We start from the raw sequence: 21,075 nt of genomic DNA, 5'->3' as shown, positions 1-21,075 counted from the left end.
CGCTCTATTGCGATTTCCTTACACGCAGGTACCATTCCGACAGCAGGCGAACCTGCTTGTCGGTGTAGCCACGCTCCACCATCCGCGTGACGAAATCGTTGTGTTTCTGTTGGTCCTCCTTGCTGGCCTTGGCATTGAAGCTGATGACGGGCAACAGATCCTCGGTGTTGGAGAACATTTTCTTCTCGATCACCACCCGCAGCTTTTCATAGCTGAGCCAGCTCGGGTTCTTGCCGTTGTTGTTGGCGCGGGCGCGCAGCACGAAGTTGACGATCTCGTTGCGGAAGTCCTTCGGGTTGCTGATGCCGGCAGGTTTCTCGATTTTTTCCAGTTCTTCGTTAAGGGCGATGCGGTTGAGGATTTCACCGGTTTCCGGGTCGCGGTACTCCTGGTCCTGGATCCAGAAGTCGGCATACAGCACATAGCGGTCGAAGATGTTCTGCCCGTATTCGCTGTACGACTCCAGGTAGGCGGTCTGGATTTCCTTGCCAATGAACTCGATATAACGAGGAGCCAGGTATTCTTTCAGGTAACGCAGGTAGCGCTCACGCACTTCGGCGGGGAACTGTTCCTGTTCGATCTGCTGTTCCAGCACATACAACAGGTGTACCGGGTTGGCGGCCACTTCGTGCGGGTCAAAGTTGAAGACCTTGGACAGGATCTTGAAGGCAAACCGGGTGGACAGGCCGTTCATGCCCTCGTCGACACCGGCCGAATCGCGGTACTCCTGAATGGACTTGGCCTTGGGGTCGGTGTCCTTGAGGTTTTCACCGTCGTACACGCGCATCTTGGAGTAGATGTTTGAGTTGTCCGGTTCCTTGAGGCGCGAAAGGACGGTGAACTGGGCGAGCATCTTCAAGGTGTCGGGTGCGCAGTGGGCCTTGGACAGCGAGCTGTTGACCAGCAGCTTGTCGTAGATCCTGATCTCATCGCTGACGCGCAGGCAATACGGCACCTTGACGATGTAGATACGGTCGATGAAGGCCTCGTTGTTCTTGTTGTTGCGGAACGTGTGCCACTCCGATTCGTTGGAGTGGGCCAGCAGAATGCCGGAGTAGGGGATCGCCCCCAGGCCTTCGGTACTGTTGTAGTTGCCTTCCTGGGTAGCGGTAAGCAGGGGGTGCAGCACCTTGATCGGTGCCTTGAACATTTCCACAAACTCCATCAGGCCCTGGTTGGCCCGGCACAGCGCGCCCGAGTAGCTGTAGGCATCGGCGTCGTTCTGCGGGAATTCCTCGAGCTTGCGGATATCCACCTTACCCACCAGCGCAGAGATATCCTGGTTGTTCTCATCGCCCGGTTCGGTCTTGGCGATGGCGATCTGGTTGAGGATAGAGGGGTACAGCTTGACCACCTTGAACTTGCTGATGTCACCGCCAAACTCCTGCAGGCGCTTGGTGGCCCAGGGCGACATGATGGTGCTCAGGTATCGCCGCGAGATGCCGTACTCTTCCTCGAGAATGGCCCCGTCTTCAGTGGCGTTGAACAACCCCAGGGGGGATTCGAATACAGGCGACCCCTTGATGGCATAGAACGGTACCCGCTCCATCAACTGCTTGAGCTTTTCGGCCAGGGACGATTTACCGCCGCCAACCGGGCCCAACAGGTAGAGGATCTGTTTCTTCTCCTCCAAGCCCTGGGCGGCGTGGCGGAAGTAAGAGACGATCTGGTCGATGCACTCTTCCATGCCATGGAAGTCGGCAAAGGCCGGGTAGCGCCGAATGACTTTGTTGGAAAATATACGCGACAGCCTGGAGTTGGCAGAGGTGTCGATCAGCTCGGGTTCACCGATTGCCAGCAACAGGCGTTCGGCCGCCGATGCGTAGGCACTGCGATCCTCTTTGCACAGCTCGAGGTACTCCTGCAGCGAGAGTTCTTCCTGGCGCGTGGACTCGAAGCGTTGTTGGAAGTGGCTAAAAATACTCATGACGTCACCTCGCTCGATACGTAGAGACGACGCCGGATCAGTCAGCTGATGCTGGCATGCAACCGAATTTCCCCGGCTGCTGTGTACCCCCCAGAACACCCTGTAACGCTACCGATGACCCGCACGCCGGTGTACCGGCTCTCCCCTTTTTCCGGATGGCCTGAGCTTAAGAATAGTTGGTTATCGGCAAGGTCAAGGGCGGGGCAGGCAGAAGTTGCGAACGACCGTTCGTCAGATTAGGCGCCAGCCCGCACGGGGCGCGGGCTGCAGTCACTATGAAAAAATTATTCGGCGATGCCCTGGGCGGTTTCTGCAGGGAAGGTGGCACGCCACAGCTCAAAACCGCCATCGATGCTGTACACGTCGGAAAAGCCCTGGTTCACCAGGTAGGCCGCAGCGCTCTGGCTGGAGTTGCCGTGGTAGCACACCACCAACGTCGGGGCGTCCAGGTCGGCGCTGCGGATGAAATCCGGGACCGACTGGTTGTCCAGGTGCCGGGCACCGCTGATATGGCCGGCGGCGAATGCCTGCGGGTCGCGAATGTCCACCACTACCGCACCTGCCTGCTTGAGCGCCAGGGCCTGCTCGGGGGGGATGCGTTTGAATTCGCTCATGAGTAGTGCTTCCTTCAAGTCTGATCGTTCAGTGTAGTTGGGTGCGCCGCTGAGCGCAGGGTGCCGCCTTCGCCACAGTCGCAATGGTGATATTCGCCACTGTCGACGTTGTACAGGGTCATGGCCCCACCCCATACGCAACCGGTGTCCAGCGCGATGATGTCAGGTTCGTCGACCTGGCCCTGCAAGGCGGCCCAGTGGCCAAAGATGATCTTCACGTGGCGCGAGCGCCGGCCCTTGTGGGCATACCAGGGTTTGAAGCCCTTGGGTGCTGTTTCCAGGCCTTCCTTGCTCTTGAGGTCCAGCTTGCCCTCGGCGGTGCAGAAGCGCATGCGTGTGAGGCAGTTGGTGATCACCCTCAGGCGTTCGACACCCGCAAGGTTTTTGCTCCACTTGTTCGGCTCGTTGCCGTACATGCCGTCCAGATAAAGCTGCAGGCGGTTGTCATCTCGCAGCACCGCTTCCACCTCTGCCGCCAACTCAAGGGCTTTGCCCAGCGTCCACTGCGGGGGGATGCCCGCATGAACCAGCGCGATGCCGCGTGCTTCATCGTAATGCAGCAGTTTTTGCTGGCGCAGCCAGTCGAACAGCTGATCGGCATCCGGCGCCTCGATGACCTCACGCAGCGTGTCGCTTTTTTTCAAGCGCTCGACGTTGTGCCATGCGGCCAGCAGGTGCAGGTCATGGTTGCCGAGTACGCACACCAGTGACTCGCGCATGGCGTACAGAAAGCGCAAGGTTTCGAGTGATTCCGGGCCGCGGTTCACCAGGTCGCCCACCAGCCACAGGCGGTCGACACTTGGGTTGAATTTCACTCGGTCCAGCAGGCATTTGAGTGGTTCCAGGCAGCCTTGCAGATCGCCGACGGCATAGGTGGCCATCAGTGCAATGCCCCGGGTACAGCCAAGCGGAAAGGCGCGATGGTGGCATCGAAACGTTTGCCGTCTTCGGCGAACATCTGGTAACTGCCCTGCATGGTGCCGACGCGGGTAGTGATCACCGCGCCGCTGCTGTAGGTATGGCTCTGGCCCGGGTCGATGTTGGGTTGCTGCCCGACCACGCCGGCGCCGCGCACTTCCTCCACTTCACCATCACCATTGGTGATCAGCCAGTGCCGTGACAGCAGCTTGGCTTTGAGTGAGCCGTTGTTCTGCACCGTAATGGTGTAGGCGAAGGCGAAACGGCTGTTATCCGGGTCGGATTGTTCTTTGAGATAGCGGGTCACGACGCTGACGTCGATCTGATAGCGGGGGTCGGTCATGCAAGGGCCTTGGGCGAACTGACGCAATGATGCAGTCTAGGCCATTGATGGTGCGCAGGGCCAGCACTGGCCCTGCGCCGCTCGGCATGTGGATTGAGCAGATGCCCAATGGTCGCGCTGAGGTCAGGCTTGCTGGTCTGCCAATTGGTCAGCCAGGCGCACGAAGGCTGCCAGGTCAAGCTGCTCGGGCCGCAGGCTGCCGTCCACGCCAGCCGCTTCGATGGCTTGGCTGTCGAGCAGGCCCTTCATGGTGTTGCGCAGGGTTTTGCGGCGCTGGTTGAACGCCTCGCGTACCACCTGCTCCAACAGGCGCGCATCCTTCGCCGGGTGTGGCAGCACTTCGTGGGGTACCAGGCGCACAATGGCGGAGTCCACCTTGGGCGGCGGGTTGAAGGCGCCTGGGCCAACGTTGAACAGGTGTTCCACCCGGCAGTGGTACTGCACCATGATCGACAGGCGGCCCCAATCGCCACCGCCGGGCCCTGCGGCCATGCGCTCGACCACTTCCTTTTGCAGCATGAAATGCATGTCGCGGATCAGCCCGGCATGGCTGAGCAAATGGAAGATCAGGGGCGTCGAAATGTTGTAGGGCAGGTTGCCGACCACTTTCAGGCTGCGTGGGGGGACGCCCAGCTGGTTGAAGTCGAACTTCAGGGCGTCGCCCTGGTGCAGGCGGAAGTTGCCACGATCTGCGAACTTGTGCTGCAGGATCGGCACAAGGTCCTTGTCCAGTTCAACCACGTCCAGTTGCGCGCCACTGCCCAACAGCCCCTCGGTGAGGGCGCCCTGGCCCGGGCCGATCTCCAGCAGGTGCTCGCCAGCCTTGGCGTTGATAGCCCGCAGGATGCGGTCGATGATGCCTGCGTCGTGCAGGAAGTTCTGACCGAAGCGCTTGCGCGCCCGGTGTTGGTATTGCTCGTTCATGGTCGGTTCTCGGCCATCTGGTAGGCAGTTTGCAGCGCAACGCGCAGGCTGCCGGTGTCGATGTTTCCGGTGCCAGCGAGGTCCAGGGCAGTGCCGTGGTCAACCGAGGTACGGATGATGGGCAGCCCCAGGGTCACGTTGACCGCCGCGCCAAAGCCCTTGTACTTGAGTACGGGCAGGCCCTGGTCGTGATACATCGCCAGCACCGCATCGCAGTGCTCCAGATATTTGGGGGTAAACAGGGTATCGGCTGGCAATGGCCCGCGCAGGTCCATGCCTTCGGCGCGCAGGCGGGCCAGGGCTGGCTCGATAATGTCGATTTCCTCGCGGCCCAGATGGCCACCTTCACCCGCATGGGGGTTAAGGCCGCATACCAGAATGCGAGGGTGGGGGATGCCGAACTTGTTACGCATGTCTGCATGCAGGATGCGTGTAACCCGCTCAAGACGCTCGGCGGTGATGGCATCGGCGATATCGCGCAGGGGCAGGTGGGTGGTCACCAGGGCAACGCGCAGGCCATGGGTGGCCAGCATCATCACCACCTGCTCGGTGTGGGTCAGTTCGGCCAGAAACTCGGTGTGCCCAGAGAAGGCGATGCCACTTTCGTTGATGACGCCCTTGTGCACCGGCGCGGTGATCATGCCGGCAAAGTGTTGGTCCAGGCAGCCTTGGCCGGCACGGGTGAGGGTTTGCAGGACGAACGCGGCGTTGGCGTTGTCCAGTTGGCCCGCCACTACTGGGGCCGCCAGTGGCGTGTCCCACACATAGAGACTGCCTGCTGGCGCAGGCCGGTCCGGCCATTGCTGTGGCCCTACCGGCAGCAGGTCGACCGCCAGCCCCAGCTGGGTGGCCCGCTCGGCGAGCAGGTCACGGCTGGTGATAGCAATCAGGGGGTGGGGCTGGGCGTCTGCGGCGAGCAGCAGGCACAGGTCGGGGCCTATGCCCGCTGGCTCGCCGGGGGTGACGGCGAAGCGCAGTGGCTTCACTGGGCGGCCTGGTCAGCGCCAGGCAGCTTGATTTCAACGTAGGCTTCGTCGCGAATCTGGCGCAGCCAGGTTTGCAGCTCTTCGTCGTACTTGCGGTTACGCAAAACGGTCATGGCCTGCTGCTCGCGTGCCTGTTCGGTGCTGTCGGTGGCACGACGGCCCAGCACTTCCATGACATGCCAGCCGTACTGGGTCTTGAACGGTTTGGCCACTACGCCTTGCTGGGCGTTGGCCATCTGCTCGCGGAACTCCGGTACCAGGCTGTTCGGGTCAACCCAGTTGAGGTCGCCGCCGTTGAGCGCCGAGCCCGGGTCTTCCGAGAAGCTCTTGGCCAGGGTGGCAAAGTCTTCGCCGTTGTTGATGCGTTCGTAGATCTTCTCGGCCAGTTGTTCGGTGGCCGCTTCGCTGCGCACCTCACTTGGCTTGATCAGAATGTGGCGCACGTGCACTTCATCGCGCAGCACGTTCTGGCTACCGCCGCGTTTTTCCTCGAGCTTGAGGATGATGAAGCCATTGGGGATGCGGATGGGCTGGGTGATATCACCTATTGCCATGCTGCTCAGCATCTTGGCGAAGTCCGGTGGCAGTTGCCCCGCATTGCGCCAGCCCATCTCGCCACCTTCCAGTGCGTTCTCGCTGGCGGAACGGGCAATGGCCATCTGGCCGAAGTCCGCGCCCTGCTTGAGCTGCTGGTACACATCGCCGACCTGACGGGCGGCTGCCTGGATGGCCTGAGAGTTGGCCGCTTCAGGGGTGGGGATGAGGATGTTGGCCAGGCGGTACTCTTCGGACATCTGCATCTTGCCCAGGTCCGAATTCAGGAAGTTTTTCACTTCCTGCTCGGAAACCTGAATGCGCTCGGCCACACGGCGCTGACGCACGCGGCTGATGATCATCTCGCGCTTGACCTGTTCACGGGCGTCGTCAAACGACAGGCCGTCGTGGGCCAGGGCCGCACGGAACTGGTCCAGGGACATGCCATTGCGCTGGGCAATGGTGCCGATGGCCTGGTTGAGTTCCTCGTCAGTGATGCGGATGCCGGAACGCTCGCCGATCTGCAATTGCAGGTTCTCGACGATCAGGCGTTCCAGTACCTGCTGTTCCAGGGCGCCGGAGGGCGGCACGCCGCCGCCGCGCTTGGCGATGGTTTGCTGGACCTCGCGGACACGCTGGTCCAGCTGGCTTTGCATCACCACGTCGTTGTCAACGATGGCTACCACACGATCAAGCGGCTGCACCGCAGCATGTACTGCGCCACTCAGCAAAGCGACGCCCAGCAGCACTGGGCGCAGTCGATCAATAAGCTTGGTCTTCACGTTCACGATAACCTTGAATGCCTTTGTCGAGGAAAGATTCGACCTTGTTGCCAACCACGCCGCCCAGACCTTTCAGGACGATCTGGAGGAACACACCATGGTCGCCTTTTTCGTTCTGCGGCAGTGCCTGGCTGAAGTCGTCGAAGTCGAGCCAGTAGCGGTTGATCAGGCGCAGTTTCCAGCAGCAGTTGTCATATTCGAAACCGCCCATGGCTTCCAGGGTACGGTTGCGGTTGTAGTCATGCTGCCAGCGAGCGATGACGCTCCACTGCGGGACGATCGGCCAGATGACCGAGAAGTCATGCTGCTGGATCTTGTAGTAGTCCTTGATGAAGTTAGGTTGCCCCTCGACCCCGTAGTTACCACCGCCCACTTTCCACGTACCCGTGGTTGAGTCATAGGCGATGGTGTCGTTGCGGTAGCGATAACCGAGGTTGACCACTTTGTTCGGGTTGTCTTCAGGCTGGTAATGGAACATTGCACTGCCCGAGCGGGTGCTGCGGCTGTCCGGGTCCCAGTTGAAGTCCGAATTGAAGCGCCAGTCGCGATTGAAGTAGTAGTTGTACACCAGTGCATACGGCGATACATCGGACTGCGAGTCTTTGCGGGTGCGGTAGTCGATACCCGGCAACTGAACCTTGCGGTCCTTGAAGTAGTAAGCCTGACCGATGCTGAAGTTCTGGCGTTCGAAGCCGTTGTCTTCGATCCAGCGAGTCGTGGCGCCCAGCGACAGCTTGTTTTCGTCGCCGATACGATCGGTACCGCTGAAGCGGTTGTCGCGGAACAGCGAGTCATAGCTGAACAAGGTTTCGCCCGTGTCGAACAGCGGAATGTCCTTCTGGTCCTTGTAGGGAACGTTCAGGTAGTACAGGCGCGGCTCGAGGGTTTGCTTGTAGCTGTTGCCGAACAGAGTAGTGTTGCGGTCGAAATACAAGCCGCTGTCGACGCTGAAGATCGGCACGCTGCGGTTCACAGAGCTGCTGTAGTCGCCGTAAACGCTGGAGTCGGCATTGTGCTGAATGATCGCTTCAGCCTTGCCTTTTCCATCCAGATCAAGATCGTACTGGGTGTAGGCATACTTCAGCTTCGGCGTCAGGTAGCCATAGCTGGCCTGCATCGGATAGCTGATCGATGGCGCAACGTTCAGGCGTGTGCCGTTGGCGCGCTGTATGCCGGTGATGTTCTCGTCAAGACGACGGCCATCGGCACCTGCGGTCAGGTCAAGGTTACCGTCCTTGTCGAACACCGGGCCTTTCTTCAAGTCACGCTCGAAACGCACCGCTTCGGTTTCATACGCCATGTTCAGCCCGCCCGGCTGATAAGGCAGCACACCATTGAAGGTGATCTGCGGCAGGCGGTCGTACGGCGTGATCTGCGAAATGGTGGCCGCCTCGTAGGCGTGTACGTTCAACCGGGCGGTGTAGCTGTCGCCGCGGTAGGTGAGCGCACCTTGCTGATCGAGGAAGTCCTTGTTGTCGACGCCGATCTGGTCGGATTCCAGGTCCTGGAAGTAGAACGGGTCGCTGATGTCGGTGTAGTTCACCTCGGTCATCAGGCGCTCGTCCAGGCCGCCCTTGTGCTGCCAGTTGACCATCCAGCGCTGATCCTTGTAATCAGTCTGGTCTTTGCGCTCGTCGCTCTTGTCGTTGAGGTAGGCGCCGCCGAACTGGCCTTCGCTCGAAGGGGTCAGGTAGCGGAATTCGCCTTCCATCAGCAGGCCGCGCTTGGTCATGTAGCGCGGGTACAACGTGGCATCGTAGTTGGGTGCCAGGTTGAAGTAGTACGGCGTCACCAGCATGAAGCCAGTGTCGCTGCTGGTGCTGAACGATGGCGGCAGGAAGCCGGACTGGCGACGGTCGTCGATCGGGAAGTAGATGTACGGTGTGTAGAACACCGGGAAATCCTTGACCCGCAGGGTGACGTTGGTCGCGGTACCGAAGCCGGTGGCCGGGTTCAGGGTGATGTTGTTGCCCTTGAGCTGCCAGGCGTTGCTGCCCGGTTCACAGGTGGTGTACGTCCCATCCTTGAGGCGGATGATCGCGTTCTCACCGCGTTTGGCGTAAAGGGCACTGCCGCGAATGTGCGACTTGTGCATCACGTATTCGGCGTTGTCGACCTGGGCCTCGCCAGTGTCGAGCTGGATTTGTGCCTGGTCACCCACCACCAGCGAACCGTTGTCGCGGATCTTGACGTTGCCCTTGAGCTCGCCACGGTTCTCGGTCTGGTAGAGGTTGGCCTCGTCGGCCTCGGCCTGCATGCTGCCCTGGCGCATTACCACGTTGCCGGCGAGGGTAGCGATCTGCTGCTCCTGCTGGTACTTGGACACCTTGGCGTTGATGTAGGTAGGCGACTCGTCCTTGGGCGTGGTGTCGGCCATGCCTGGGCGGGTTGGCTCGATATAGGCGCCACCGCAATACGGGCCGGTTTCGGCCAGCTGAGCAGCGGTGAGCTTGTCACGCGGGACCCAGTCCAGGTGGCTGTAGTCTTCGCTGCGCGACTTCAGGCCGCGGCCCTTGGCCTCGGTAACCAGCGTCGGGCGGTCGGCGGCTTGCGCCTCGCCGGCGGTGCCGGCGCTGACGGCAGCACCCTCGTGCACCGGCCGTGGCGGCAGGTTGTTGACCTGAGCCTTGGGCTTGCAGTCCCAACCACCGGAGGCGGACACTTGGCAGTCGAATTGTTCGGCTGCCACGACGTGCGACATGGCTAGAGGTTGCAGGGCCAGCAGACCGCCGGTGACCAGCAACGGAAACTTTCTACGAAACGCGGGGGATTTCAATGCCATCTTATTAGTCCGGGCTTCCTGCGTGCCATCTGCCCGCGTGTGGGGCCGCACGCCTCTCGATGGTCTGAAAAAGATGCTGGATAATAAAGCATGACCCGCTTGACGGCTAGGGCCGTCGGAGACCCTTGTAATGCCTGAACACGATGTACGCCTGCAACAACTGACGGTGTGGCTCCACGAGCAGCTCGAGGATCTTTTCCGCAACAACGCCTGGGGCGAGGTGCCAGCAGGCAGCCTGACCCCAGCCAGCAGTGATGCCAGCTTCCGCCGCTACTTCCGCTGGGAAGGCGCAGGGCACAGTTTTGTGGTGATGGATGCCCCGCCCCCGCAGGAAGATTGCCGACCGTTCGTCGCCATCGACCACCTGCTCGCCAGTGGCGGGGTGCACGTGCCACTCATCCACGCCCAGGACCTGGAGCGAGGCTTCCTGCTGCTGGGCGACATGGGCCGCCAGACCTACCTGGACATCATCGATGCCGACAATGCCGACGCCTTGTTCGCCGATGCCATCGACGCCCTGCTGGCCGTGCAGCGCCTGCCGATGGAGGCTGCACTGCCCAGCTACGACGAAGCCTTGCTGCGCCGTGAGGTCGAGCTGTTCCCCCAGTGGTATGTGGGCCACGAACTTGGCCGGGCCTTCGATGAACAGCAGGCCGCTGCCTGGCAGCGCTGCAGCCAACTGCTGATCGACAGCGCGCTGGCGCAGCCCAAGGTGCTGGTGCACCGCGACTACATGCCGCGCAATCTGATGCAAAGCGCACCAAACCCAGGGGTGCTGGACTTCCAGGATGCCGTGTATGGCCCTGTCACCTACGACATCACTTGCCTGTTCAAGGATGCCTTCGTCAGCTGGCCACAGGCCCGGGTTCAAGGCTGGCTGCGTGACTACTGGCAAAAGGCGAAGGCCGCCGGCATCCCGGTACAGGCCGATTTCGACACCTTCCAGCGTGCCAGCGACCTGATGGGTGTGCAGCGCCACCTGAAAGTGATCGGCATTTTTGCCCGCATCTGCCACCGCGATGGCAAGCCACGTTACCTGGGCGATGTACCGCGCTTTTTCGCCTATATAGAAGAGGTGATCACCCGCCGCCCCGAACTGGCCGAGCTGGGTGAGTTGATCGCCGGGCTACAGGCGGGAGCACGTGCATGAAAGCCATGATTCTGGCGGCAGGCAAGGGCGAGCGCATGCGCCCCTTGACCCTGCACACGCCCAAGCCGCTGGTGCCGCTTGCCGGGCGGCCATTGATCGAATACCACTTGCAAGCGCTGGCCGCTGCGGGCATTGCCGATGTGGTGATCAACCATGCCTGGCTCGGCCAGCAGATCGAACGCCACCTGGGTGATGGCAGCCGCTTTGGCCTGCATATCCGCTACTCCGCCGAGGGCGAGCCCCTGGAAACCGGTGGCGGTATCTTCAAGGCGCTGCCTTTGCTGGGCGATGAACCCTTCGTGCTGGTAAACGGTGATATCTGGACCGACTACGATTTTTCCCGGTTGCAATGCCCGCTGCAGGGCCTGGCCCATCTGGTGCTGGTGGACAACCCCTGCCATCACGGCCACGGCGATTTTCGCCTGGTCGACGGCAAGGTCCTCGACGGGGATAGCGCCCCAGGTACCCTGACCTTCAGCGGCATTTCCCTGCTGCACCCATCACTGTTCGACGGTTGCCAGCCTGGCGCATTCAAGCTCGCGCCACTGCTGCGCCAGGCCATGGCTGCCGGCAAGGTCAGCGGTGAGCGCCATGCTGGCCGATGGGTGGACGTAGGCACCCTGGAGCGCCTGGCCGAGGCCGAGCGCCTGCTTGGCGAGCACGCCTGACATGTGGTGGCCTGGTACGTTGATTGGCGCCGGTGCCGGCTTTGCCATCGCCAGCATTCCCGGTGCCCTGCTGGGGGCCTTGCTCGGCCAGGTGATGGACCGCCACATGCGCCTGCAAGGGTGGGAAGATGTGCGTGAACGCCTCGGCGGGCGGCCTGCGCTGCGTGATGAAGAACTGCTGTTTGTCTTGCTGGGGCGCCTGGCCAAGTGTGACGGCCGTGTAGCCGAGCAGCATATCCAGCAGGCCCGGCAGGAGATGGTGCGCCTGAACCTGGACGAGCCTGCGCGCCTGCGGGCAATCGAGGCGTTCAACCGCGGCAAGGCCGGCAAGGATCGGCTGGGCGCCTACTTGCGCCGCATCCGCCAGCAGCCGCATGCGGCGGAAGGTACCATGCGCGCCAGCTGGCGCATGGTCTGGGCTGACGGCAGGATGGGCAACAAGGAGCGTGAACTGCTGCTGGACTGGGGGCACAAGCTGGGCATGAGCCGCCGCCAAGTGCAGGCGATGTCGCAAGAGTACGAGCCGCGCAAAACCGCTGGCATGGCGGGCGTGGGCATGACCTATGCGGCAGCGATGCGCTTGCTGGCGGTGGAGGCCGATACCGACGGCGCCGTGATCAAGCAGGCCTATCGCCGTCTGGTAAGCCGCCACCACCCGGACAAGCTGGCTGGCACGGGGGCCAGCGAGGCGCAGTTGCGCGAGGCCACCGAGCGCACCCGCGAGTTGCACCAGGCCTATGCGATGATCCGCAAGCGGCGGGGTATTTGAAGCGTCACCCTTGCGGGCTCATCCAGCCGCGCACCCGGCGGAACAATTGTTCCTGCTCCGCAGCCTGGTTGCCTGGCATGGCGATCAGCGACAGCTGGCGATACTGGCTGTCCTTTTGCCGCTTGCTGGCTTGCAGGCGCAGCGCGGCTGCGGCGCGGTCGGCGCTGCGGGTGGCATAGTAAATGTCAGCCGTTGGCACTTTGAGTGTTGGCGCCAGGCTCTCCAGGTCATGCTCGACCCGTGCCGGGGTCTGCGCGGCCACCATCACCAGCTTTTGTACCTGCGGGGGCTGCCGCTCGCTGAGGTAGCGGGCGGCCCAGTAGCCGCCGCTGCCATGGCCGATCAGCACGATGCTGCGGGCGTTGTGCTGTTGGGCGAACGCAACGGCCGCATCCAGGCGGGCAAAGATGCGCTCGGCATCAGCGGGGTCGGCCTGCTGGTCGGCTACTTCGGCATCAGTACCTTGTGCAGTGTCCGGGTCGGCTGCGGTGGCCTGGGCAACGTTGGCATTGGCGTCGGCCGGCTCATCCTTGACGGGGGCACGCTGGCCGTCCTGGCTGGCGGGCACCTCGGCTGGTTTGTCCTCGACCCGGGCTTGAGGGCTGTCTATCAACAGGTCCGGCAGGCTGACGCTCAAACTGTGCCAGCCCACATCCGGGAATTTCTGCCGCAGTGGCCCGACCGCTCGGGGCCAATCGGCGGTTTCACCTGCCCCGGGCACAATGATCACTGCCCCTTTCGGGTCGGCGTCGTTGGCGGGTTTCCACAGGGCCAGGAAGCTGTCGGTGCCGGCCTGCAAGGTTTCCTGTTCAGCTTTGGGCACCAGGCGCTCCAGGGCCTGGGCATCCTCCTGGCTACGCTCCAGCAAGGGCGGGCGAACCGCTTCGGGGCGGGTTGCCTCGGTGGCGGCGGCAGGCTTTTCGGCATCCGCTGCCAGCGCAGCCAGTGGAAGAATCGAGGCAAGGCAGCACATTGCCAGCGTCGTGCGATAGAGTGTGGACATGTATCAACCCAAGGCCTGAATGATTTCTGCAGCGTAATGGTATTTGGCCGGGACGGCCATGCGCGATGGCCGCCTCGCCTGGAAGAGCCTGTAGATGAACCGAATGCGTCGCCTGTTGGTGATTGGCTGCCTGTGGCTCCCCCTGATTGCGCTGGCCAGGCCAGAGCCGGTACCCACCGTTACGCTGGAACCTGCCCAGCAGCAGTGGTTGGACAGCCATCGCAGTTTGCGGGTCGGCTTGGTGCTGCAGGCGCCTTACGCCCAGTTCGACCGGCGCCTGCAGCAGCTGTACGGGGCCAACGTGGAATTGGTGAGTAGCCTCGCCCAGGCCCTGCGCCTGGACCTTACCTGGCGAAACTTCCCGGACCAGGCCAGCCTGGAGCACGCCTTGCAGGCAGGCGAGATCGACTTTGCCCCGGGCCTTACGCAAACCCCGGCCAGCCTGCGCCTGTGGCTGTTCAGTGACCCGTACATGCGGGTGCCACAACTGATCGTTGGGCCGCGTAATGGCGCCATGGCAGTCGAGCTTGAAAAACTCGATGCCGCGCAGCGGGTGGTGGTACGCATGCCCAGCCAGTTGGCGACCTACCTGCGGGGCAACTACGGGAACCTGAACCTGCAAGGGGTGCCTGATGAGCGAGAGGCTCTGCAACTGTTGGTTAGCGGGCAGGCCAGTTTTGCCGTGATGGATGAAGCACAGCTGAGCCGGTTGTCACGTGAAAGTGAGTTTGGTGAGCTGGCAGTGGTGGGGGATATCGGCCTGCCGCAGTTGCTGCGCATCGGTTCGAGGCAGGACTGGCCGCTGCTGGCCGATGTGCTCGAACGTGGCTTGCAGGCGTTGCCTGCCAAGCAGCTCGAGCAGTTGCACCAGCGCTGGCTGCAGCCTCGGTACCCCCGCCTGAGCGAGTCGCCCGGATTCTGGCAGAACCTGGCCTTGCTGCTGGGCATGTTGCTGCTGGGTGCCCTGGCCACCCTGATGTGGCAGCGCCGGCAGCAGCGCGAACTTGAGCGTAGCCTGCTGACTACCCGGGAACGTCTGCAGGAGCGGCATGCACGCGATGAAGCTGCGCGGCTGAGCCAGTTCGCGATCGATCAGAGCACGGTGGGTACCCTCTGGGTGAACTGGGACAGCCATGTGCGCTACGCCAACCCTGCTGCCGAGCGCATGCTGGGGTATGCGCAAGGGGCGCTGCTGGACCGGCCACTGGGCGATTTCGAGCCTGGCCTGAACATGGACCGCTGGCTGGAGCTGTGGAAGCGCGCGCGCTCGGGCGAGGGGGGCATCGGGCAGTTCGAAACCCAGTGTCGGCGCGCTGATCACAGCCTGCTCCCGGTGGAGCTGTCGCTGAGCTTTCTGCGCTTTCGCGATGCCGAGTACCTGGTGGTCTACCTTGCCGATGTCACCGAGCGCCACCGGGCCATGGCCGCGCTGCGCGAGAGCGAGGCGAGGCTCAAGGGGATTGCCGGTAACGTCCCGGGCCTGGTGTTCCGCCTGGAGCGCGACCCGGCCGTTGGCGGGCTGGAGTTTCCGTACATCAGCGAGGGCAGCGAGGCGCTGGTGGGCTACACCCCCAGCGAGATCCAGCACCCGCAGATGGGGCTGCGCACCTTGGTACACCCCGACGACCGGGCCGACTACCACCACGTGCAGAACCTGGCCCTGGCCAGCGAGCAGGACTGGCAATGGCAGGGCCGCATCCTGACCCGCCAGGGCGAGCAGCGCTGGGCTGACATCAAGGCCAGTACCCGTCGCCTGGCCAATGGCCAGGTGGTGTGGGACGGGGTGGTGTGGGATATCACCCAGGGTAAGCGGGCCGAACTGGCCCTGGCACGCTCCCAGGAGCAGTTGCGTGAATTGTCCGCGCACCTGGAAAGCGTGCGTGAGGAAGAAAAAGCCCGCATCGCCCGGGAAGTGCACGACGAGCTGGGGCAGATGCTGACGGTGTTGAAGCTGGAAGTGTCGATGTGCGAGTTGGCGTTTGCCGAACTCGACCCTGCCCTCAATGAGCGCCTGGCCACTATGAAACGGCTGATCAGTCAGCTGTTCCAGCTGGTACGCGATGTGGCCACGGCCCTGCGCCCGCCGATTCTGGATGCAGGCATCGCGTCGGCCATCGAATGGCAGGCGCGGCGCTTCGAGGCGCGCACGCAGATCCCGTGCCTGGTGCAGGTGCCCGATAATCTGCCAGCATTGAGCGATGCCAAGGCAACGGGCCTGTTCCGTATTCTTCAGGAAGCGCTGACCAATGTGATGCGCCACGCCAACGCCCACAGCGTGGAAATAGAACTGGTGCTTGAGGCGGGGCAATTGCGCATGACCGTGAGCGATGACGGGCAGGGTTTTTGTCGCGACCAGCCACGGCCCACCTCGTTTGGCCTGGTAGGCATGCGCGAGCGGGTGCTCATGCTGGGTGGCAGCATGGTGCTGCTCAGTGAACCGGGCGAGGGCACCAGCCTGAGCGTGGCCATTGCGTTGGAATAGGAGAACGACCGTGATTCGAGTACTGGTGGCCGAAGACCACACCATTGTCCGCGAAGGCATCAAGCAGTTGATCGGCCTGGCCAAGGACATGCAGGTGGCGGGCGAGGCCGGCAATGGCGAGCAGTTGCTCGACACCCTCAGGCATACGCCCTGCGAAGTGGTGTTGCTGGATATCTCCATGCCGGGCGTCAATGGGCTGGAAGCCATCCCGCGCATCCGCGCACTGCAGGACCCACCGGCAATCCTGATGCTGTCGATGCATGACGAGGCGCAGATGGCGGCGCGTGCATTGAAAGCCGGGGCGGCAGGCTATGCCACCAAGGACAGCGACCCGGCGCTGTTGCTGGCGGCGATCCGCCGGGTGGCCGGGGGTGGGCGCTACATCGACCCGGCGCTGGCGGACCGCATGGTGTTCGAGGTCGGCCTGACCGAGTCTCGGCCGCTGCATACGCTGTTGTCGGAGCGGGAGTTTTCAGTGTTCGAGCGCCTGGCCCAGGGCGCTAACGTCAACGACATTGCCCAGCAGCTGGCGCTGTCGAGCAAAACCATCAGCACCCACAAGGCGCGGCTGATGCAGAAGCTGAAAGTGAGCTCCCTGGCGGAGCTGGTGAAGTACGCCATGGAGCACAAGCTGGTCTGATTGCGACACACAGGTTGCGCCCGCCCCCACAAGGGATGGATGGCAGTGCTGGCAGGTGTCCCAATCGCGTCATCCTTGTAGGGCAATCCCTACACACAATCTTCCATCCGGATGATGGCATTCTCTCAGCGCCCCCGATTTCCTGGTGCTTGCCACTCTTCTACGCTTTTGCCTACGCAGTCATCCAACAAGAAGGTGCAGGCATGAGCGAGGCGAAGTCGAACGCTGTAACCGGCGAAACGCTGGTCAGCTTCCGTGGTGTGCAGAAGAGCTACGACGGCGAGTCGCTGATCGTCAAAGACCTTAACCTGGACATCCGCAAGGGCGAGTTTCTGACCCTGCTTGGGCCCTCTGGCTCAGGCAAGACTACCAGCCTGATGATGCTCGCCGGCTTCGAAACCCCTACCGCAGGTGAAATCCAGCTGGCCGGGCGCTCCATCAACAACGTGCCGCCGCACAAGCGCGACATCGGCATGGTGTTCCAGAACTACGCGCTGTTCCCGCACATGACCGTGGCCGAGAACCTGGCCTTCCCGCTGACGGTGCGCAACCTGAGCAAGACCGATATCAGCGAACGGGTCAAGCGCGTGCTCAACATGGTGCAGCTGGAGGCCTTCGCCAAACGCTACCCCGGCCAGTTGTCCGGTGGGCAACAGCAACGTGTGGCGCTGGCCCGGGCCCTGGTGTTCGAGCCGCAGCTGGTGCTGATGGATGAGCCGCTGGGGGCGCTGGACAAGCAGCTGCGTGAGCACATGCAGATGGAAATAAAGCATATCCACCAGCGCCTTGGCGTCACTGTGGTGTACGTGACCCACGACCAGGGCGAGGCGCTGACCATGTCGGACCGCGTGGCGGTATTCCACCAGGGCCAGATCCAGCAGATCGCCGACCCGCGCACCCTGTACGAGGCGCCCTGCAACACCTTCGTCGCCAACTTCATCGGCGAGAACAACCGCATCAACGGCACCCTGCTGAGTCACGAGGGCAACCGTTGCCAGGTGCAGCTGGCGCGCGGTGAGCGGGTTGAGGCGCTGGCGGTGAACGTAGGAAGCCCGGGCGAGCCGGTTACCTTGTCGATCCGCCCGGAACGCGTGCGCCTCAACGGCCACAGCGAAGCCTGCGTCAACCGCTTCTCTGGCCGCGTGGCCGAATTCATTTACCTGGGCGACCACGTGCGGGTGCGCCTGGAGGTTTGCGGCAAGGCCGATTTCTTCGTGAAGCAGCCCATTGCCGAACTCGACCCGGCCCTGGCCGTGGGCGATGTGGTACCGCTGGGCTGGGAGGTGGAGCACGCCCGCGCGCTCGACCCGGTCACCGAGGCCCAATGAAGGTTTGCTGCACCAACCCTGTACTGTGGAGAAAATAACAATGCGCAAGCAGTTGAAACTGACCGCCCTGGCCCTGGGGCTGTTCGCCGCTGGCCAGAGCATGGCTGCAGACCTGACCGTGGTGTCGTTCGGAGGCGCCAACAAGGCGGCCCAGGTGAAGGCGTTCTACGAGCCGTGGGAAAAGGCCGGTAATGGCAAGATCGTCGCCGGTGAGTACAACGGTGAAATGGCCAAGGTCAAGGCGATGGTCGACACCAAGAGCGTGTCCTGGAACCTGGTGGAAGTGGAGTCGCCAGAGCTCGCCCGTGGCTGTGACGAAGGCATGTTCGAAGAACTCGACCCGGCGTTGTTCGGCAACGAAGGCGATTACGTGCCCGGCGCCATCCAGCCTTGTGGCGTGGGCTTCTTCGTCTGGTCCACGGTGCTGGCCTACAACGCCGACAAGCTCAAGACGGCCCCCACCAGTTGGGCCGATTTCTGGGACACCAAGAAATTCCCGGGCAAGCGCGGCCTGCGCAAAGGGGCCAAGTACACCCTGGAATTCGCCCTGATGGCCGACGGCGTGGCACCCAAGGACGTCTACCAGGTGCTGGGCACCAAAGAAGGGGTGGACCGCGCCTTCAAGAAACTCGACGAGCTCAAGCCCAGCATCCAGTGGTGGGAAGCCGGTGCCCAGCCGCCGCAGTACCTGGCCTCGGGTGACGTGGTCATGAGCTCGGCCTACAACGGGCGCATTGCCGCCGTGCAAAAAGAAAGCAACCTCAAGGTGGTGTGGAACGGCGGTATCTACGACTTCGATGCCTGGGCCATTCCGAAGGGCGCCAAGGATACCGAGCAGGCCAAGAAGTTCATCGCCTTCAGCGTGCAGCCGCCACAGCAGAAGACCTACTCCGAGAACATTGCCTACGGGCCGGCGAATTCCAAGGCTGTGGAGTTGCTGTCCGAAGATGTGAAGAAAGACATGCCGACCACGCCTGAGAACATTGCCAACCAGGTGCAGATCGACGTGGCCTTCTGGGCCGACAACAGCGAGCAGCTGGAGCAACGCTTCAACGCCTGGGCGGCGAAGAAGTAAACGACCAGCGTAAGGGGGCCGCGGTGCGGCCCCATTTTCAGTTCGTATCGCGGAGTTTGCCATGGCCATCGCAGTGCCCCTCAAAGAAGGCGCAGGTTCAAATCTCAAGCAGCGCCTCAAGCGCGCCGAGCGGGTCAACCGCTGGAAGGCGCAGGCGTTGATCGCGCCGTTGGCGCTGTTTCTTCTGCTGGTGTTCCTGGTGCCTATCGGCGCGCTGCTGTACAAGAGCGTCGGCAACCCGGAAGTGGTCAGCGGCCTGCCGCGCACGGTCGAGATCATCGGCCAGTGGGACGGCAAGAGCCTGCCCGGCGAGGACGTCTACAAGGCACTGAGCCAGGACCTGGCCGAGTCGCGCAAGAACCAGACCCTGGGCGACCTTTCCAAGCGCCTGAACATGGAGCTGGCCGGCTATCGGAGCCTGCTGGCCAAGACCGCACGCGCGCTGCCGTTCAAAAGCGAGCCTGCGTCGTACAAGGATGCACTGCAAACCCTGGACGAGCGCTGGGGCGACCCCGCCTACTGGCAGGCGATACGCCGTAACACCAGCACGGTGACCTCGTTCTACCTGCTGGCCTCGCTCGACCACCGTATCGACGACCTGGGCGAACTGGCCAAGGCCACCCCCGACCAGGCGATCTACCTGGATATCTTCACCCGCACACTGTGGATGGGGGTGGTGATCACTGCCATCTGCCTGGTGCTGGCCTACCCCCTGGCGTACCTGCTGGCCAACCTGCCGACCCGGCAGAGCAACCTGCTGATGATCCTGGTACTGCTGCCGTTCTGGACGTCGATTCTGGTGCGTGTGGCGGCGTGGATCGTGCTGCTGCAGTCGGGCGGCCTGATCAACAGTGCGCTGATGGCCATGGGCATCATTGATCAACCGCTGGAGCTGGTTTTCAACCGCACAGGTGTGTACATCTCGATGGTGCACATTCTGTTGCCGTTCATGATTCTGCCGCTGTACAGCGTGATGAAAGGCATTTCGCCCAGCTATATGCGTGCCGCCATTTCGCTGGGCTGCCACCCGTTCGCCAGTTTCTGGCGGGTGTACTTCCCGCAGACCTACGCAGGTGTGGGGGCCGGGTGCCTGCTGGTGTTCATTCTTGCCATCGGCTACTACATCACCCCGGCGCTGCTCGGCAGCCCGAACGACCAGATGGTCAGCTATTTCGTGGCCTTCTACACCAACACCAGTATCAACTGGGGCATGGCCACCGCCCTTGGCGGGCTGCTGTTGCTGGCCACCGTGCTGTTGTACCTGATCTATAGCTGGCTGGTTGGCGCCAGCCGCCTGCGCCTGAGCTGAGGAGCTTTGTCATGCTGAGCCCATACATGTCACCCGTCGAGCGGGTCTGGTTCTACAGCCTGCGCATTCTCTGCGGCCTGATCCTGTTGTTCCTGATTCTGCCTGTGCTGGTCATCGTGCCGCTGTCATTCAACAGCGGCAGTTTCCTGGTGTACCCGTTGCAGGGCTTCTCGCTGCAGTGGTACCAGGATTTCTTCGGCTCGGCCGAGTGGATGCGCGCGCTGAAGAACAGCATCATCGTTGCCCCGGCCGCCACGGCGCTGGCCATGGTGTTCGGTACGCTGGCGGCCATCGGCCTGACCCGGGGCGATTTCCCGGGCAAGTCGCTGGTGATGGCCCTGGTGATATCGCCCATGGTGGTGCCGGTGGTGATCATCGGTGTGGCCAGTTACCTGTTTTTCGCCCCGCTGGGCCTGGGCAACAGCTTCACCTCGCTGATTCTGGTACACGCCGTATTGGGTGTACCGTTCGTCATCATCACCGTGTCGGCAACCCTGCAAGGGTTCAACCACAACCTGGTGCGGGCGGCGGCCAGCCTGGGGGCGTCGCCACTGCTGGCATTCCGTCGGGTGACCTTGCCGCTGATCGCCCCAGGCGTGATTTCGGGGGCACTGTTTGCCTTTGCTACCTCGTTTGACGAGGTGGTTGTGACGCTGTTCTTGGCCGGGCCTGAGCAGGCGACCCTGCCACGGCAGATGTTCAGCGGCATACGCGAGAACCTCAGCCCCACCATTGCGGCGGCGGCCACCTTGCTGATCGCGTTCTCGGTGGTACTGCTGCTGACCCTGGAATGGCTGCGTGGGCGCAGCGAAAAACTGAGGACCCAGCAGCCTGCCTGACC

Annotated in this window: 18 protein-coding genes; 9 read left to right on the top strand and 9 right to left on the bottom strand. The window is 62.6% G+C overall.

The window, feature by feature from the left end:
- Positions 1-4: 4 nt before the first annotated feature.
- The 8 genes from APH25_RS18025 to APH25_RS17990 form a co-directional block, all read right to left on the bottom strand.
- Positions 5-1,927: a PrkA family serine protein kinase gene (locus tag APH25_RS18025; protein ID WP_028633544.1), complete on the bottom strand. Its 1,923-nt coding sequence runs from the start codon at positions 1,925-1,927 to the stop codon at positions 5-7.
- A gap of 284 nt (positions 1,928-2,211) precedes the next feature.
- The gene (gene glpE / locus APH25_RS18020) at positions 2,212-2,541 is read right to left on the bottom strand and encodes a thiosulfate sulfurtransferase GlpE (protein ID WP_060482869.1); all 330 of its coding nucleotides are present in this window, start codon (positions 2,539-2,541) and stop codon (positions 2,212-2,214) included.
- 14 nt (positions 2,542-2,555) lie between these two features.
- Positions 2,556-3,422, bottom strand: a complete 867-nt coding sequence (locus tag APH25_RS18015; protein WP_060482868.1) for a symmetrical bis(5'-nucleosyl)-tetraphosphatase — start codon at positions 3,420-3,422, stop codon at positions 2,556-2,558.
- Positions 3,422-3,802: a Co2+/Mg2+ efflux protein ApaG gene (apaG, locus tag APH25_RS18010; RefSeq protein WP_028633541.1), complete on the bottom strand. Its 381-nt coding sequence runs from the start codon at positions 3,800-3,802 to the stop codon at positions 3,422-3,424. Before apaG ends, APH25_RS18015 begins: the two co-directional genes overlap by 1 nt.
- Positions 3,803-3,925: 123 nt before the next feature.
- On the bottom strand, positions 3,926-4,726 hold the full coding sequence (gene rsmA, locus APH25_RS18005; protein WP_028633540.1) for a 16S rRNA (adenine(1518)-N(6)/adenine(1519)-N(6))-dimethyltransferase RsmA: 801 nt from the start codon (positions 4,724-4,726) through the stop codon (positions 3,926-3,928).
- Positions 4,723-5,712, bottom strand: a complete 990-nt coding sequence (gene pdxA, locus APH25_RS18000) for a 4-hydroxythreonine-4-phosphate dehydrogenase PdxA (RefSeq protein ID WP_060482867.1) — start codon at positions 5,710-5,712, stop codon at positions 4,723-4,725. Before pdxA ends, rsmA begins: the two co-directional genes overlap by 4 nt.
- The gene (surA, locus tag APH25_RS17995; protein ID WP_060482902.1) at positions 5,709-7,028 is read right to left on the bottom strand and encodes a peptidylprolyl isomerase SurA; all 1,320 of its coding nucleotides are present in this window, start codon (positions 7,026-7,028) and stop codon (positions 5,709-5,711) included. Before surA ends, pdxA begins: the two co-directional genes overlap by 4 nt.
- A complete protein-coding gene (locus APH25_RS17990; RefSeq protein WP_060482866.1) occupies positions 7,009-9,810 on the bottom strand; it encodes an LPS-assembly protein LptD in 2,802 nt (933 codons plus the stop codon). The genes surA and APH25_RS17990 overlap by 20 nt, the downstream gene beginning before the upstream one ends.
- A gap of 130 nt (positions 9,811-9,940) precedes the next feature.
- On the opposite strand from APH25_RS17990, the gene APH25_RS17985 reads away from it, so the two are divergent.
- The 3 genes from APH25_RS17985 to APH25_RS17975 are packed head-to-tail and all read left to right on the top strand — an operon-like array spanning position 9,941 to position 12,397.
- The gene (locus APH25_RS17985) at positions 9,941-10,960 is read left to right on the top strand and encodes an aminoglycoside phosphotransferase family protein (protein WP_060482865.1); all 1,020 of its coding nucleotides are present in this window, start codon (positions 9,941-9,943) and stop codon (positions 10,958-10,960) included.
- A complete protein-coding gene (murU, locus tag APH25_RS17980; protein ID WP_060482864.1) occupies positions 10,957-11,628 on the top strand; it encodes an N-acetylmuramate alpha-1-phosphate uridylyltransferase MurU in 672 nt (223 codons plus the stop codon). Before APH25_RS17985 ends, murU begins: the two co-directional genes overlap by 4 nt.
- 1 nt (position 11,629) lies before the next feature.
- Positions 11,630-12,397 (top strand): TerB family tellurite resistance protein, encoded by a 768-nt coding sequence (locus tag APH25_RS17975; RefSeq protein WP_028633534.1) that lies wholly within the window; start codon positions 11,630-11,632, stop codon positions 12,395-12,397.
- A gap of 4 nt (positions 12,398-12,401) precedes the next feature.
- On the opposite strand, the gene APH25_RS17970 is transcribed toward APH25_RS17975, so the two are convergent.
- Positions 12,402-13,400, bottom strand: a complete 999-nt coding sequence (locus APH25_RS17970; protein WP_060482863.1) for an alpha/beta hydrolase family protein — start codon at positions 13,398-13,400, stop codon at positions 12,402-12,404.
- A gap of 94 nt (positions 13,401-13,494) precedes the next feature.
- On the opposite strand from APH25_RS17970, the gene APH25_RS17965 reads away from it, so the two are divergent.
- The 6 genes from APH25_RS17965 (at position 13,495) to APH25_RS17940 (ending at position 21,073) form a co-directional block, all read left to right on the top strand.
- A complete protein-coding gene (locus APH25_RS17965) occupies positions 13,495-15,882 on the top strand; it encodes a PAS domain S-box protein (protein WP_060482862.1) in 2,388 nt (795 codons plus the stop codon).
- 10 nt (positions 15,883-15,892) lie between these two features.
- On the top strand, positions 15,893-16,522 hold the full coding sequence (locus APH25_RS17960) for a response regulator transcription factor (RefSeq protein WP_060482861.1): 630 nt from the start codon (positions 15,893-15,895) through the stop codon (positions 16,520-16,522).
- A gap of 203 nt (positions 16,523-16,725) precedes the next feature.
- Positions 16,726-17,850 carry an ABC transporter ATP-binding protein gene (locus APH25_RS17955; RefSeq protein WP_060482860.1) on the top strand — a complete coding sequence of 375 codons (1,125 nt, stop codon included), beginning with the start codon at positions 16,726-16,728 and terminating at the stop codon, positions 17,848-17,850.
- A 40-nt stretch (positions 17,851-17,890) separates the two neighbouring features.
- Complete coding sequence (locus APH25_RS17950; RefSeq protein WP_060482859.1) at positions 17,891-18,925, top strand: ABC transporter substrate-binding protein; 1,035 nt, start codon at positions 17,891-17,893, stop codon at positions 18,923-18,925.
- Between the two features lie 61 nt (positions 18,926-18,986).
- A complete protein-coding gene (locus APH25_RS17945; protein WP_060482858.1) occupies positions 18,987-20,234 on the top strand; it encodes an ABC transporter permease in 1,248 nt (415 codons plus the stop codon).
- Positions 20,235-20,245: 11 nt separating this feature from the next.
- Entirely contained in the window at positions 20,246-21,073 is an 828-nt protein-coding gene (locus tag APH25_RS17940; RefSeq protein ID WP_028633527.1) for an ABC transporter permease, read from the top strand.
- Positions 21,074-21,075 lie beyond the last annotated feature (2 nt).

This window comes from Pseudomonas sp. NBRC 111119 (assembly GCF_001320125.1).
Classification (GTDB): Bacteria; Pseudomonadota; Gammaproteobacteria; order Pseudomonadales; family Pseudomonadaceae; genus Aquipseudomonas; species Aquipseudomonas parafulva.
The sequence above is the reverse complement of the archived record's forward strand: the minus strand, read 5'-3'. Positions and strand labels throughout refer to the sequence as shown.